This window comes from Flavobacterium chuncheonense (assembly GCF_042686145.1).
Classification (GTDB): Bacteria; Bacteroidota; Bacteroidia; order Flavobacteriales; family Flavobacteriaceae; genus Flavobacterium; species Flavobacterium chuncheonense.
Map to the genome: position 1 here is coordinate 182,641 of NZ_JBHUPC010000010.1, position 15,926 is coordinate 198,566.

Genomic DNA, 15,926 nt, shown 5'->3' on the forward strand with positions numbered 1-15,926 from the left:
GAAATTAAATCTCATAAAAAAAGCGAAGTACACACTTCGCTTTTTTGTTTAACCAATATATAAAATATTATTGTTGATTTCTTCTACGCTCTCTTGCTAATAATGTATTTTTCAACAACATTGCAATTGTCATAGGTCCTACTCCACCTGGAACTGGCGTAATATAAGACGCTTTTTTACTCACATTTTCAAAATCAACATCTCCTGTAATACGATATCCTTTTTCAGCAGTTTCGTCTGCTACTCTCGTAATACCAACGTCAACAACTACTACATCATCTTTTACCATTTCTGCTTTTAAGTAATTTGGCACACCTAAAGCCGTGATGATAATATCCGCTTGCGAGGTAATCTGATTGATATTTTTAGTATGACTGTGTGTTAAAGTCACTGTTGAGTTTCCAGGAAAACCTTTTCTTCCCATTAAAATACTCATCGGACGACCTACAATATGACTTCTACCAATAACTACTGTATGCTTCCCTTTTGTTTCAACATTATAACGCTCTAAAAGCTCTAAAATACCAAATGGCGTAGCCGGAATAAACGTACTCATATCCAAAGCCATTTTACCAAAGTTTTCAGGATGGAAACCATCTACATCCTTACTAGGATCAACAGCCATCAAAACTTTTTGCGTATCAATTTGCTCTGGTAAAGGCAACTGAACAATAAAACCATCTATATTGTCATCGTTATTCAATTGCTTGATTTTTTTAAGAAGTTCCGTTTCAGATGTAGTACTTGGCATTTTAATCAAAGTAGATTCAAAACCAACACGCTCACATGCCTTTACCTTACTTCCTACATACGTCAAACTCGCCCCATCATTACCCACTATAATTGCAGCAAGATGCGGTACTTTTTCGCCATTTTCTTTCATTTTGGCTACTTCAGCAGTAATCTCATTTTTAATATCTTCCGATACTTTTTTTCCGTCTAATAATACCATTTGCAGTTATTTGTATTGTATATAAATATATAAAAAAAGAAGACGCGAAATTTCGCGTCTCTCCTATTTTATCGCATTCCTTTCATTCCGCCACCCATAGCGCGCATTAAATTTTTACCCGCACCACCTTGCATCATCTTCATCATTTTACCCATTTGATCAAATTGTTTCATCAACTGGTTTACTTGCTCTACTTTTGTTCCAGAACCTTTTGCAATTCTGATTTTTCTTTTCGAATCAATTATTGTAGGCTTTGAGCGCTCTTCCGGTGTCATTGAATAAATAATTGCCTCAACATGTTTGAAAGCATCGTCTTCAATTTCAACATCTTTTAAGGCTTTTCCAGCACCTGGTATCATTCCTACCAAGTCTTTCATATTACCCATTTTTTTAATTTGTTGAATTTGAGACAAGAAATCGTCAAAACCAAATTCGTTTTTAGCGATTTTCTTTTGAAGTTTTCTAGCTTCTTCTTCGTCGTATTGTTCTTGCGCTCTTTCGACTAAGGAAACAACGTCTCCCATTCCTAAAATACGGTCAGCCATACGAGAAGGATAGAATACGTCAATCGCTTCCATTTTCTCACCTGTACCAATAAACTTAATTGGTTTATTTACAACAGACTTAATAGAAATAGCAGCTCCACCACGAGTGTCACCATCTAATTTCGTTAAGATAACTCCGTCAAAATTCAATCTATCGTTGAAAGCTTTCGCAGTATTTACTGCATCTTGACCCGTCATTGAATCCACAACAAACAATGTTTCTTGTGGTTGAATTGCCTTATGTACATTGGCAATTTCATTCATCATTTCTTCATCAACTGCTAAACGACCTGCTGTATCGACAATCACTACGTTGAATCCGTTTGATTTTGCATGTTTGATCGCGTTTTGTGCAATCTCAACAGGGTTTTTATTTTCTGGCTCTGAATATACCTCAACACCAATTTGCTCTCCTACTACATGCAACTGATTAATAGCTGCAGGACGATAGATATCACAAGCCACCAATAAAGGTTTCTTATTTTTCTTAGTCTTTAAAAAATTAGCAAGTTTACCCGAGAAAGTAGTTTTACCCGAACCTTGTAAACCTGACATTAAAATCACAGATGGATTACCTGATAAATTAACACCTTCCGCATCTCCCCCCATAAGTTCGGTTAACTCGTCTTTCACGATTTTAACCATCAACTGTCCTGGCTGTAAAGTTGTTAAAACGTTTTCTCCGATTGCTTTTTCTTTAACACGAGTGGTAAAGTCTTTTGCAATTTTAAAGTTCACATCGGCATCTAATAAGGCACGACGTACTTCTTTTAAAGTATCTGCAACGTTAACATCGGTAATTTTTCCATGTCCTTTAAGTATATGGAAGGCTTTATCTAATTTGTCTGTTAAATTATCAAACATAATACAGTGTCATTTTTATAAGCTGCAAAGATACAATAAACTATAAAAGTTTCAAATATTGAAGTAATTAAAAAAGCCAGTCACAAAGGACTGGCTATAATTGCTTTAAATAAGATTAATTTTTCTCAAAAGTCAGGTAGTCAGTACCCCCATTACCACCGCTCACATCGACCAATTGAATTTTGGTACTTGTATAAGTAATAATATCCCAATCATCGTTTAGCTCATCATTAAACAAAGCTGGCGAACTGAAAAAGATATTGAAATCCAAATCACTACTGCTTGGATTGTCATCGTTACTATCGTCACTACTTGTTACCGACCAAACTCCCGTGTAAGTATTGGTTCCATTAGTTGCCGTTAAAACATTTGAAGCTCCAAAAGTAAAATTATACCCCGAAAAATGATTGGTTTCATTTTGACCATCATCTTCATAAAAGGTGATACGCCAAGTACCATTTGTTACTGCATTTACTATGGGAGCAGGATCCGAAGTATTATTGTTTGGGCTATTATCATCGTCGTTACTGCACATAGAAGCAACATTAAGCATAAATAATAAGGCTAAAACGGGTAATAAAGTTAGCTTTTTCATTAGAATTGTTATTTAGTGTTAATAATTAATTTTTTGTAAAGTATAAATAATCGGTACTGTCACCACTACCATCTTTTAATCGTATTTGATTTGAAGTAAATTCTATCACTTCCCAATCATCATCCAAATCACTTAAAGTTCCACTTTCAAAATCAAGCTCAAGATAATCTTCATTATTTTCAAAATAATATGACCAAACACCATTTACCGTTTGACTACCCGTAGCCTGAACAAGACCATTTACATTAAAAGTAAAAGTATAAGAAGCATATAAAGCTGTTTCCTCTTCGTTGTGAAAATAATACGACATATACCAAGTGCCATCTACCAATATAGTAGCAAGTGTATTTCCTCCCCCACCGGAATTATCATTGCAATCATCAATTGCATCTTGAAGAACATCTTCAAAACTTGAATTATTTGTTATCGTGATATTTTGACCTGCAGCATTGGTGAAAGTTATAGGATATTCAATGGCCAAATAGTCACTCAAAGTCCAACTTGCTAATAAATTATACAATTGCGCATTTGAATAAATCACAACTGAATTAACCTGTTGATTAGTCTCATTATAGATATTAATCATAATAGGAAAACCAATTGAGACACAATTAATAGCACCAAAACCATCATCCGAACCACAACTTTGTAAAATGCTAGTTAAACTTTGTAAATCATCTACTTGCTGAATGGAAAAATTTTCAAACTGTACTTGTATCGGAAAAACATAACTTACAACATCATCATCTGTAGGAAACTCATCAATCACTTGCTGAACAAGTTCATAATCGGCTGCCGTTTCAACAACTATTTGCTGTCCGTTTACAAAAATGGTCACCGGTAAAACAATACTAAAACAATCCGTACCATCAATTACATTATCGATTGATGTATCATGTTGTGAAACTCGTAATAGTAAATCATTCAAAGGCGAACCAAAAGAAAGATTTGCCGAATTATCTTCTATCAATTGAAATTCTTCCTCTTGGCAAGAAGCAAAAATTAGAATTGACAGCAACAACATAATCTTTTTAAAACTGTTCATCGTATTCGGTTTTGTTTATAAAACATTTACGAAACCATTTACCCTACCCTAAATTCAATATTTTTTTCCCTTTCTATGTTTTAACAAAAAAACTACATTAAAATCAGTGTATTGTTAAAAAAATAACGCAATCACATTTAAAAAGAATTTCCTTAAATTTGAGTAAGCATTAACCAACCTCTCAACAAACCGTAATTTAAGGATGAGTACAACATGTAAAGAATCAACCTTCACAACATTTTTTAATCAGCACGCAAGTGCATTACGAAATTTCTTGTATTTCAAATTTGGAAACTCCGAAATTGCAGATGACAAAACACAAGAAGCTTTTATAAAACTATGGCAAAATTGCAAAGACGTTCCGATTGAAAAAGCAAAATCATACCTTTATACAGTAGCCAAGAATTCATCCTTAAATGAAATCAATCATCATAAAGTAGTTTTGGAATATCAAAAAACATCAAGACCACTAGAGTATACAAACGAATCTCCAGAGCATTTATACGAACAAGAAGAATTTAGAAAAAAACTAAACCAAGCAATAAACAATATAAACGAAACACAACGCATTGCTTTTTTGATGCATCGAGTAGATGGCAAAAAATACCATGAAATTGCTGAAGAACTCGAAATTAGTATAAAAGCTGTTGAAAAAAGAATTCACTTGGCGCTTTTAGAAATTAAAAAAGAAATTGAAAATTTTAAGTAGGGTAATCTTCGTTTTAAATGTTATAGATACGAAAGTAAATTATTATGGAAGAAGACTATATATTAGCAAAATGGCTTAACGACGAACTTTCTGATAAAGAAATGAAAGCCTTACAACAAGATCCCGATTTTAAATTACTAGAAAAAATAAAACAACATTCTAGCTATTTAAAAGCGCCGGATTTTGATGCAGAAAAGGTTTTAAAAAATGTGTTACAAGCGGATAAAACAGTTAAAAACAGAAAACTTCATAACAATTGGATAGTTCAAATTGCAGCCATTGTAATTATTGGAATCGCTTTTTATTTCACCTTCAGTGCATTAAGCAAAACAACATTTAAAACTAAAAACACTATTGTTCAGCATGTTTTACCAGATGCTTCAGAAATCGAATTAAATCACAATTCTCACGTTGAATTTTCAAGATGGAATTGGGACAACGACAGAAATGTATTTCTTACCGGTGAAGCATTTTTCAAAGTAGCTAAAGGAGAAAAGTTTACCGTAAAAACTGAACTTGGTAGTGTGTCCGTGTTAGGTACACAATTCAATGTAAAAACAAAGAAAAACTTCATGGAAGTTAGTTGTTACGAAGGAAAAGTAAGTGTTAAGCACCAAAATCAAGAATTTATTTTAACCAAAGGAATGGTGGTGCAACTTGATAATAAAAAAACGATTCAAACCCGCACTGCTTTAGCAAAACCAAATTGGGATACAAAAGCGATTGAGTTTGAATTTCAAAATGCCACTATCGCCACTATGCTTACTACACTTAATGAAAAATATAATGTTTCAATTGTGCTGAAACAACCGATTACTTCACAATTTTTCTCAGGTAAGTTACCCGCAGATAATTTAGATGTTGCCCTACAAATCATTGCTTCAACTTATCATTTAAAGGTCAAAAAACATGACGCTTCAAATTATGAATTAGTTAAAAAATAGATGAATCTTAAAAAGTGGTCACGCTTTCTTGTTATAGGGTATCTCTTTGCTGTTAGCTTACAAGCACAAGAGAATGGAATCCCTTTGCCTTTAAAACAAATTCTAGACAACATCAGTAAAGTACATAATGTAAACTTTAATTACATCGATGAAGAAATTACTTTTTTTAAGTTAAATCCTCCTAGTAAGAACCTAACTTTATCCGAAAAACTAAACTACATTAGTAAAAAAACCCATTTAAAATTTGAATTCATTACACCTAAACATATTTCAATTGTAAATAATCAAAGACTAGACAAACCGCTTTGTGGCTACCTTATTGATGAAGATTCACAAGATCCAATAGCTTTTGCCACGTTACAAAACCTAGAAAACAACAGCTATGTAACTAGCGATGAAAACGGCTTTTTCACCTTTTCAGAAAAAAACATATTCACCATTGAAGTAGTTCATGTCGGCTATGAAAGTCTATCCTTTTCTTCTTCTGTACTCTACTCTGAAATTTGCCCTAAAATAACCGTAAAACAACATGTTACTATTTTAGAAAATTATACGGCGGAAGTATACCTTACTAAAGGAATCACAAAAAAAACAAATGGAATATTTGAACTCAGTCCGAAAAAAATAGGTTTACTACCGGGTTTAACCGAACCAGATGTTTTTCAAACTTTGCAACAAATGCCAGGATTTCTTTCTAGTGATGAAAATATAGCCAACACAAGTGTAAGAGGGGGAACTCACGACCAAAATCTTTACCGATGGAACGGTATAAAACTTTTCCATACTGCACATTTTTTCGGTTTAATTTCCACATTAAATCCTAATTTAATGCACAAAGTTTCCGTAATGAAAAATGGCACACCTGCCCAATATGGAGATGGAGTTTCCGGTACGGTACTCATTTCAACACATGCCGACTCTATTGAAAAACCATCAGCTGCTATTGGAGTCAACTTAATCAATGTTGATTTTTATTCTAAATTTAAAATCTCCAAAAACGCTAATATTGAGATAAGCGGCCGACGCTCCTACACCGATTTTGCTACCTCTCCTACTTATTCGAGTTACTACAATAAAATTTTTCAAAACACTATTGTAACCAATTACTCCAATAGTGAAGACATTAAATACAACACTACGGAAGATTTTTATTTTTATGATTTTAGTGCACAATATCACCAACAAATCAAAAACAAAACGCATTTATATGTTGATCTGATAGGGATCAGTAATGTTTTAGATGTCTATCAAAATAAAACTGAAAACAACCTTACAATTAACAAAAACAGCTATTTGGAACAACAAACATTGGGGGCTAGTGCGCTTTTAAAATCGGAATGGAATAAAAACAACACTCTTACTTTTACAGCAGCAGTTTCCTATTACAGCATCAATTCAGAAAATGAATCTTTGGAAAACAATCAAATTTTCAATCAAAAAAACACCGTATTGGATACTGAAACAAGCATAACAAATGCAACACATATAACAAAAAGCAGTATTCTTGAATACGGATATCAATTCAATGAAAAAGGAATACAAAACATAGATGAAGTCAATTCACCAGTTATTTCAAGAAAAACCAAAGAAGTTTTAAGAAGTCACGCTTTATTTTCCGATTTTAAATACCTTTCAAAAAAAGGAAAAATCAATAGCCGAATTGGAATACGTCAAACCTACATTGAAGAATTTTCAAAATGGATTTTTGAACCGCGTTTTCATTTCAATTATAAACTTATCCCTTCTGTAAACATTGAAATTCAAGCCGAAAAAAAACACCAAACATATTCGCAAATCATCGATTTACAACAAGACTTTTTGGGTATTGAAAAAAGAAGATGGGTACTTTCCGATAATGAAAACATTCCAATTATAAAAAATAATCAAATTGCTTTAGGCTTTACATTTTCTAAAAAAAATTGGCTTCTTACATTGGATAATTATTATAAAATTGTTGAAGGCATTTCAAGTCAAAGTCAAGGTTTCCAAAACCAGTTGGAATTTGTAAAAATCAATGGAAAGTACAATGTTTTGGGAAGTGAACTCTTGGTTCAAAAACAATGGAAAAATTGGACCGCTTGGACCAGCTATACTTTTATGAATAACAAATATGATTTCCCGAATTGGAACCCATCAACCTTTCCAAATAATTTTGAAATTAGTCATACTTTCAAATCAGCAATAATTACTGAAATAAACAAAATAAAACTTTCCTTGGGTTCAATATGGTTTACAGGAAAACCCAACACAACTATTTACAACAACGAACCTGTTTACAATATTCCTGGAACACCTTCTGTAGGATATAACAATCCTAACAATAGTAATTTAGAAGACTATTTTCAACTTAATTTTTCAACAGCTTATACTATTAAAACTGGAAAAAAATCAAAATTAAACTTTGGGTTTTCATTATTAAACTTGTTTAACAACAATAAAACCATCAACCAACATTATCGCATTAATTATATCTCAAACAAAGTTGAACAAGTTAACACGTATTCATTGGAAAGAACTTTTAATGCATTTTTAAGATATAATTTATAAAAAATCCCAACCGAAGTTGGGATGCTATAATTAATCTTTTGTTTTAAATACTTTTCTTAGTATATCTTCCATTAAACACCATTTGGTGAAAGATGATTGTAACAAATTAGCCCCTACAAATAAGGTAAACCATAACCAATTTTCATTTACATACATCGCTAAAAGAACACTAATAATTATAAAGGTTCCTGCAATTGCTCTTATTAATCTATTTATCATTTTAAAAAATTTTTAATTATTATTTTCCCATTTCTTGCGTTCTGTGATATAATAAATCAAAGGCACTACAATTAAGGTTAATAGTGTTGAAACAATTGCACCAGCAACCAATGAAATGGCCAAACCTTGGAAAATTGGGTCAAATAAAATAATTGAGGCTCCAATTACAACTGCTCCTGTTGTCAACAAAATAGGTGTTGTACGTACAGCTCCTGCTTCAATAATAGCTTGCTTCAAAGGAACTCCATCTTTTAATCGTATCTCGATAAAGTCAATCAATAAGACGGAGTTTCGAACCATTACACCCGCCAAAGCAATCATTCCAATAAATGATGTCGCCGTAAAGAAAGCACCTAATAACCAGTGACCCAATACAATCCCAACCAGTGAAAGTGGAATAGCAACCATCATTACAATTGGCGTTTTAAAGTTTTGGAACCAACCCACGATTAACATATAAATTACAATAATTACTACTAAGAAAGCAGCTCCTAAATCACGGAAAACCTCTAATGTAATTTGCCATTCTCCATCCCATTTTACAGTAAAATCACTTTCCGATTCCGGTTGTCCCATGTAAATTTCATTTACAGCGTAACCTTTTGGCAATTGCATTTGTTGTAATTTCTCGTTCATTCCTAAAATAGCATATACGGGACTTTCCAACACTCCGGCCATATCGGCTAAAACGTACACCACTCTTTTTTGGTCTTTGCGATAAATAGCATTTTGTAGCGTATCAACTTTTACTTTTACCAAATCACTCACTGGAACCACATTCCCTTGACTTCCTTTAATTTTCAAGTTTTGAATATCTTGTAATGAAGTTTTTTCAGCATCATCTAATGCTAATACAATTCCAACTGGTTCAACGGAACGCTCATCATATAAGTTAGAAACTGGCATTTCACGAAGTAAATACGTTAAATTACCAACCACTTGTTGTGGCGCAATACCATTTAACATTGCTTTTTCTTTATCTACTTCTAATTTGTATTCTACCTGAGGTGCTTCTACCATCCAATCGATATCTACAACATCAGAAGTATTTTCAAGAATACCTTTAACTTGATTGGCAACTTCTATTTGTTGTTTATAATCTGGTCCGTAAACCTCAGCAACCAAAGTTGACAATACTGGTGGTCCTGGTGGAACCTCAACAATTTTTACATTAGCACCATATTTCTTGGCAATTTTTTGTACTTCTGGACGTACTAATTTTGCAATATCATGACTTTGTAAATCTCTGTCTTCTTTATGCAATAAGTTTACTTGAATATCAGCCATATTACTTCCTCCACGCATATCATAATGGCGTACCAAACCGTTAAAAGTAATAGGTGCAGAAGCTCCAATATAATTTTGATAATCTACAACTTCTGGAACAGTTGAAAGATATTGTGCTATTTCTTTGGTTACGACAGCAGTTCTTTCCAATGTTGTTCCTTCCGGCATATCAATTACCACTTGGAATTCATTTTTATTATCAAAAGGCAACATTTTTACCGCTACCGATTTGGTAAAGAACATCGCAACAGAACCTAACAACAAGAAAATGGTAATAGCAAACATTAAGTTTCTTTTCGCTGAACTATTCAATAATGGCTCTTCAAACTTTTTATAGATTTTGAAAATCCAAGAAGTCTCCAATCCTTGTTCGCCTTTATGTTCTTGTTCGTCTTTTTCTTGTAACAAGTGATAACCTAAATACGGTGTTACTGTTAATGCTACGAATAAAGACAACATCATCGCAATTGAAGCTCCAATTGGCATCGGACTCATATAAGGTCCCATCATACCACTTACGAAAGCCATTGGTAAAATTGCTGCAATAACTGTAAAAGTTGCTAAAATTGTTGGGTTACCCACCTCATTAATAGCATAAATAGCTGCTTGTTTAAATGGCAGACGCTTCATTTTAAAGTGCCTGTGCATATTTTCGGCAATGATAATACTATCGTCGACAACAATACCTACAACGAATACTAGGGCAAAAAGGGTGATTCGGTTTAAGGTATACCCCAACATATAGTAACTAAACAACGTTAATGCAAAGGTTAATGGAACTGAGAAAAACACTACTAATCCACCTCTCCAGCCCATAGCCAGCATTACTAAAATGGTTACGGCTAAAATGGCAACACCTAAGTGCAATAACAACTCTCCTACTTTGTGCGATGCTGTTTCTCCATAGTTACGTGTAATTTCTACATGAACATCAGACGGGATTAAATTTTTCTTTAATGCTGAAACATGTGTCAAGATTTTCTCTGAAATTTTCATCGCATCTGCTCCTTTTACTTTGGCAACAGAAATCGTTACCGCTGGATATTCAGAATGATGTGTTTTGAAATTTTCGTTGGCTTTTCCGTATCCAAAAGAAACATAGTTCTTGGGTGTTTGTGGTCCGTCTTGAATAGTCGCTACTTGTTTTAAGTAAACAGGCATGTTTTTATTAACCCCTACAACCAAATTCTCAACATCTTCTGTATTTTCTAAAAACTTACCAGTTGTTACTAAATATTCCTGATCGTTTTGCACAAAAGAACCCGATTGTGAACTTCCGTTATTGGCTTTAACCATTTGCATGATGCTCAATGCATCTACTCCGTTTTCGGCCATTTTGTCTTTATCTAAAACTACTTTTAGCTCACGTGTTCTACCACCAATTTCTTTTGTAATAGCAACATCTTTTACTTTTTCAATTTCATTTGTCACCTCTTCCGCTAACTGACGCAATTGAAAATCATCGTAGTTTTCACTCCATAGCGTTAAACCAAGCATTGGAACATCGTCAATAGAACGTGTTTTAACTATTGGTTGCTTTACACCTTCTGGGAACATATCTTGATGTTTCATTAGTTCATCGTATAATTTCACATACGAATCTTCACTATTCTCACCTACATAAAACTGAACCACCATCATCGAATAACCATTAAAAGCCATACTATGGATATGCTCAACTCCTTTAATGTTTCCAATGATTTTCTCTAGTGGTTTCACCACTCTACTTTCAACTTCACTTGGATTTGCTCCTGGATACATGACCATAACATCGGCCATTGGAACATTAATTTGTGGTTCTTCTTCCCTTGGAATCAAGAACGAACTATACGATCCAATAATCATCAACGCTACCATTAATAAAATGGTTAGTTTTGAATTGATGAAAAAATTGGCTATTTTTCCTGAGATACCTTCTTGCATTTTTTTAGTTTTTAGTTTCTAAAAAGAATTAATTACTGAACACTGATTTTAGCTCCATTGAATAATTTACCATCCGCTGAAACAATGTATTGCTCTTTATTGTTCAACCCTGATAAAACTTCTACTTGATTGCCAAAAGTCTTACCCAAACGCAACCAACGTAAAATAGCAGTATTGTTTGCGCCAACCGTATAAATTCCTGTCAACTGACCTTGTTTTACTAATGCACTTTCTGGAACTAAAACAACATCTGATGTAGGAACGTTGACTTTCATTTCAACAGGAAATTGAACATTTACAAACATCCCTGATAAGATTTTAGCATCTGTTTTATCCAAATCGATTTTTACCAAATATTGCCCGCCTGTATTTTTAGCTGATAAACTTACTTCGCCTACTGTTCCATTCAGTTCCGTTCCTGATGATTTTACTAAAACTTTTACTTTCATTCCGTTAGTAATTGAATTAATATCACTTTCTGAAACCATAGCGGTTACTTGGAGTTTTTTAGCACCTTCAACACTTACTAGTGGCATACCTGGATTTGCCATATCACCTTCTTTAACAAAAGTATTGGTCACCACTCCATTAAAAGGCGCTGTAATGTTTGAATACGCAAATTGTGCGTTTACTTCATTACGCATTTGCTTAGCAGCCTCTAAACCTGCTTTGGCCATTTCGTAACGAGCTGTCATATCGTCTAACTCTTTTTGCGAAGCACTTTGCTGTGCAAACAAACTCACAAAACGATCATAATCTTTTTTTGCATTATTATAAGCCGCTTGCGCTTGAAGAATTGAAGCGTCTACTTGCGCTTTTTTAGCTTGTAAATCGGTGTTGTTTACTGAAACTAGTAATTGTCCTTTTGCAACATTCTGTCCCACTTTCACATTGACTTTAGTAACATAACCCATCATACGAGTACTTAAATTCGCACTGTTTTCAGCTTCAATTTTTCCACTAGCTGAAACATAAGGACTTGCATCTGTTGCTGAAATTCCGGCTAATTTTACTGGAATTGCAGGTAAAGTAGTTACTTGTTCTTTTATATCACCTCCACAAGAAATCAATAATGTAGCAGTTAGTGTTAATATCGCGATTGTCTTTTTCATCTGTATTTAATTTAATATTGTTATGAGATTTCTCACTTTGTTCGAAATGACAAATCTGTTTAGTTAGTTAAAAATTGTTGGTATTGTTTAGTGTAATTATATTCGAAAACTGCTTGTAAAAACTCTAATTCCTTCTTAGATTGTTGCGTTTCTGCCATCAACAAATCGGTAGTTTTTTCTAACCCTTGTTCGAATCTATTTTTACGAATTCTGTATGATTCTTGCGCTTGTTCAAAAGCTAATTTTGATAGATTTACTTTGTTTTCAGCATCGACTAATTGACGATTTGCTTTATTTAACTCCAGTTGACTTTGATTTTTGTATTGCTCGGCTTCGGCCTCGGCTTTTTGAAAATCGGCTTTAGCTTTTTGGTTTTTACCAATACTTTTATAACCGTCAAAAACATTCCATGATAACTGTGCTCCTAATAAATAACCTTTTGCTGCAGTTCCGAATAACTGATTATCGTACATTTGGTAATTTCCAAAAGCATTTAATCGTGGTAAGAAGCCCAATTTTGTCGATTGAAACATTTTCCCATAAGCCTCCGTAGCTTTATCCATTGCTTGAATATCTTTTCTATTATCTGAAATAGTAGCAACAGTTTCTTCAACTTGAATTTGATTTTCTAAGGCATCCAATGGTTTGAAAATTTTTCCTTTTACATCTTCATTTAATAAAAAGGCTAAATAATCGGAAGCATTCTCCACATTACTTTTGGCATATTGCAATTGGTTTGCGACTTCATTTACACGAACTTGTACATCTAACAAATCGGTTTTTTGTAACATTCCATTTTTAAAATAATTTTCTACGATTTTCAGATTACCTTGAGCAGTTTGATTTGCTTTTTCTAAAACACCTACTGCTTTATAAGCCAATTGCAATTGCATATATGCTTTTGAAACTTCTAATTGCAAATACTCTTTTGTGCGTTCTGTTTGCAAACTCATTGCGTCCATTTTGGATTTTGCAGCTTTTCGCTCATACAAACCATCTAAATTGATTAAAGGCTGTTGTACTTCAATCATCGTTGCAAAATTTTCAATATGTCCCGGATCGTTTAATAAAGCTGGATTAAAATCGGCTTGTGTTAAAATTTCCTGATTCAATTTTGAACCAAAAGCCATTAAAGGATTCGTTGTGGTAATTGCAGTGTGCGACGCTGATATATTTGGCATAAACAAAGCATTCGACTGTCGGTAATCAGCTTGAGCCGATTGGAATGCTTTCTCCGCAATTTTTATTTGCAAGTTCTTATCGTTTACTTTTTCAAGCACTTCGCTTTTGGAAATGGATAAAGTATCCTGAGCTATAGCACTTACTCCTGTTAAAACAATAATTGCAAGACTTAATTTTACTTTGTTCATCGTAATTAATTTTAAGCAAATTTAGTCTCAGAAAAATCCTTAGTCAGTAACAAGAGTTACACTCGTTTGTAACAAATATTACAAATACAACAAAGGCGCCTTAAAGACGCCTCTGTACCAACCAATAATCTATAAAACCTTGCATCATTTTTAAAAGCAGTTCAAAACACTATTTTTAAAATATTACATAAAGTTACGTTATGATTTCAAAACGGAATGTAACTTATATTACATAAAAAGCCCTGCAATTGCAGGGCTTTTTATGTAGTATTTAAGAATAAATTAATTTTCTTTTTTTGCTTCCGCTTTCTTAGCAGCACAACAACTTCCACCTTTAGCTTCAGTACCACAAGATTTTTTTTCAGCAGACGCTGTTTCTTTTTTATCTGTAGCACAACATGCTTTCTTTGTTTCTGTTGAAGCTACTTTTTTTGTTTGTTTTGGCTCTTGGGCATTAGCATCTACTGAAAACATAAAAGCAGCGATTGCTAATATTGTAATTACTTTTTTCATGATATTCTTAATTTAGTATAATTTTTAAACCATTTGTAGCAAATATATAGCTATTTACAATTCAACAAACCATATTATCTTTTTTTAAGACTTTTTTGGTGATGTTACAAAAATATTAAAAAGCAAACCTCCCATTAATCCTCCATAGAGCGAACTATTAAAAGGCTTTGATGTAATCGCGCAAGTTCCTGAAGCACAACCTATATAATAATAGTATAGGTAGCCTATTATAAGACCTAAAACAACTCCAATTCCAGTAACGATATAAACTTTTTTATTCATTTTTATTTTTATTAAATCTAATACTCCAAATTCCACGAACTTCATTTTCATTATAACCTATTGCCAAATCATTCGGATATAATGCTTTTATTTTTTGCAATACTTTAGGCTCTATATTTACTGGATTTCCATGACATTGTAAACACATCGTATTAGTAGCAATTGGATAATAAAAATAAACTTGATCATCTGTTTCAACTACTACAGGAACAGGTTCTCTTTTGGCTACCAATTCCTTTTTAAATTGCTCGATATAACCCAATTCCTCATGATTTGCTTTATTATTAGGGTTTCTGTTTTTATCCGATACTCTCTTTATATTGGCATTAAAATGTAAGGACATGCTATCGGTAAGTAGTATCGCTTGTAGGTTACAAAATGCTAATGCCTTTTCTGTACCCTCCTTTTGAATAGCTCCCATTAGGTTTTTACCCAACACTTTCTTCGTTTCTAATGCATATTCTAAACCAATGTCAGCAAATGATTTATTTGATATCTCAGGCATAAAATCTTCACCCGATTGTTGCCAGTTATTACTACCTTTACTTTCCCAATGATTTTTAAACCAAGTTGGTTCTTCAATTTTATAATCATACATAAAAGCGGCAATTTTTATAACGACGCTATCAGGGAAAACCTGATTTGGCATAACTCCAAATTTTGCTACTGCACCATGCATTAACGCTTGTTCTGCGGTAGGACTTTCTACAAATACTGAAACGGCATTTATAAACTCTTCTTTAGTATACCCCTCTCTATCGATATAATGTGCTTTAATGGCTACCATTGGTGGCGCAATTCGACCGTCAATCTCATTTGCATTTGGACTATGACACAAATAACAATGTTTTTCCATCAACACTTTTGCCTCATCAGGCTTATAGCTGATTGAAAAAACTTCTTGGTAGTGCGAATCCTCATTTTGCTTTTTATTACAAGATATAAAAAAGGCAAAACTTACTAAAACAATAAGAATGCGATTCATAACTAATTTGCTTTTTCAAATATACCGAATAAAC

Annotated in this window: 14 protein-coding genes; 3 read left to right on the forward strand and 11 right to left on the reverse strand. The window is 33.2% G+C overall.

Annotation, left to right across the window (positions count from 1 at the left end; all coding sequences use genetic code 11):
• Window positions 1-67 precede the first annotated feature (67 nt).
• The 4 genes from ACFS5J_RS02760 to ACFS5J_RS02775 form a co-directional block, all read right to left on the reverse strand.
• A complete protein-coding gene (locus ACFS5J_RS02760; RefSeq protein WP_379810451.1) occupies window positions 68-952 on the reverse strand; it encodes a bifunctional 5,10-methylenetetrahydrofolate dehydrogenase/5,10-methenyltetrahydrofolate cyclohydrolase in 885 nt (294 codons plus the stop codon).
• A 68-nt stretch (window positions 953-1,020) separates the two neighbouring features.
• Window positions 1,021-2,361, reverse strand: coding sequence for a signal recognition particle protein (ffh, locus tag ACFS5J_RS02765; protein WP_379810452.1), 1,341 nt, complete (start codon window positions 2,359-2,361; stop codon window positions 1,021-1,023).
• Window positions 2,362-2,476: 115 nt separating this feature from the next.
• The gene (locus ACFS5J_RS02770; RefSeq protein WP_379810453.1) at window positions 2,477-2,956 is read right to left on the reverse strand and encodes a hypothetical protein; all 480 of its coding nucleotides are present in this window, start codon (window positions 2,954-2,956) and stop codon (window positions 2,477-2,479) included.
• A 25-nt stretch (window positions 2,957-2,981) separates the two neighbouring features.
• Window positions 2,982-4,001 carry a hypothetical protein gene (locus ACFS5J_RS02775; protein WP_379810454.1) on the reverse strand — a complete coding sequence of 340 codons (1,020 nt, stop codon included), beginning with the start codon at window positions 3,999-4,001 and terminating at the stop codon, window positions 2,982-2,984.
• Between the two features lie 202 nt (window positions 4,002-4,203).
• Here ACFS5J_RS02775 and ACFS5J_RS02780 point away from each other — a divergent pair, with 202 nt between their 5' ends.
• From ACFS5J_RS02780 to ACFS5J_RS02790, 3 genes are read left to right on the forward strand one after another with little or no spacing between them, the layout of a single operon-like run.
• Entirely contained in the window at window positions 4,204-4,710 is a 507-nt protein-coding gene (locus ACFS5J_RS02780; RefSeq protein WP_379810455.1) for an RNA polymerase sigma factor, read from the forward strand.
• A gap of 44 nt (window positions 4,711-4,754) precedes the next feature.
• Window positions 4,755-5,654: a FecR family protein gene (locus ACFS5J_RS02785; RefSeq protein ID WP_379810456.1), complete on the forward strand. Its 900-nt coding sequence runs from the start codon at window positions 4,755-4,757 to the stop codon at window positions 5,652-5,654.
• Complete coding sequence (locus tag ACFS5J_RS02790; protein WP_379810457.1) at window positions 5,655-8,201, forward strand: TonB-dependent receptor; 2,547 nt, start codon at window positions 5,655-5,657, stop codon at window positions 8,199-8,201.
• Between the two features lie 30 nt (window positions 8,202-8,231).
• Here the strand turns inward: ACFS5J_RS02790 and ACFS5J_RS02795 are convergent, their stop codons facing one another.
• The 7 genes from ACFS5J_RS02795 to ACFS5J_RS02825 all read right to left on the reverse strand — a co-directional run bounded on the left by ACFS5J_RS02795 (window position 8,232) and on the right by ACFS5J_RS02825 (window position 15,892).
• The gene (locus ACFS5J_RS02795) at window positions 8,232-8,420 is read right to left on the reverse strand and encodes a YgaP family membrane protein (RefSeq protein ID WP_379810458.1); all 189 of its coding nucleotides are present in this window, start codon (window positions 8,418-8,420) and stop codon (window positions 8,232-8,234) included.
• Between the two features lie 12 nt (window positions 8,421-8,432).
• Window positions 8,433-11,630: an efflux RND transporter permease subunit gene (locus tag ACFS5J_RS02800; protein WP_379810459.1), complete on the reverse strand. Its 3,198-nt coding sequence runs from the start codon at window positions 11,628-11,630 to the stop codon at window positions 8,433-8,435.
• Window positions 11,631-11,662: 32 nt separating this feature from the next.
• Complete coding sequence (locus tag ACFS5J_RS02805) at window positions 11,663-12,742, reverse strand: efflux RND transporter periplasmic adaptor subunit (protein WP_379810461.1); 1,080 nt, start codon at window positions 12,740-12,742, stop codon at window positions 11,663-11,665.
• Between the two features lie 59 nt (window positions 12,743-12,801).
• Window positions 12,802-14,112 (reverse strand): TolC family protein, encoded by a 1,311-nt coding sequence (locus tag ACFS5J_RS02810; protein ID WP_379810463.1) that lies wholly within the window; start codon window positions 14,110-14,112, stop codon window positions 12,802-12,804.
• Window positions 14,113-14,394: 282 nt separating this feature from the next.
• Window positions 14,395-14,625: a hypothetical protein gene (locus tag ACFS5J_RS02815; protein ID WP_379810464.1), complete on the reverse strand. Its 231-nt coding sequence runs from the start codon at window positions 14,623-14,625 to the stop codon at window positions 14,395-14,397.
• An 84-nt stretch (window positions 14,626-14,709) separates the two neighbouring features.
• Entirely contained in the window at window positions 14,710-14,907 is a 198-nt protein-coding gene (locus ACFS5J_RS02820) for a DUF6132 family protein (RefSeq protein ID WP_379810466.1), read from the reverse strand.
• A complete protein-coding gene (locus tag ACFS5J_RS02825) occupies window positions 14,900-15,892 on the reverse strand; it encodes a Tll0287-like domain-containing protein (protein ID WP_379810467.1) in 993 nt (330 codons plus the stop codon). Before ACFS5J_RS02825 ends, ACFS5J_RS02820 begins: the two co-directional genes overlap by 8 nt.
• Between the last annotated feature and the right edge of the window lie 34 nt (window positions 15,893-15,926).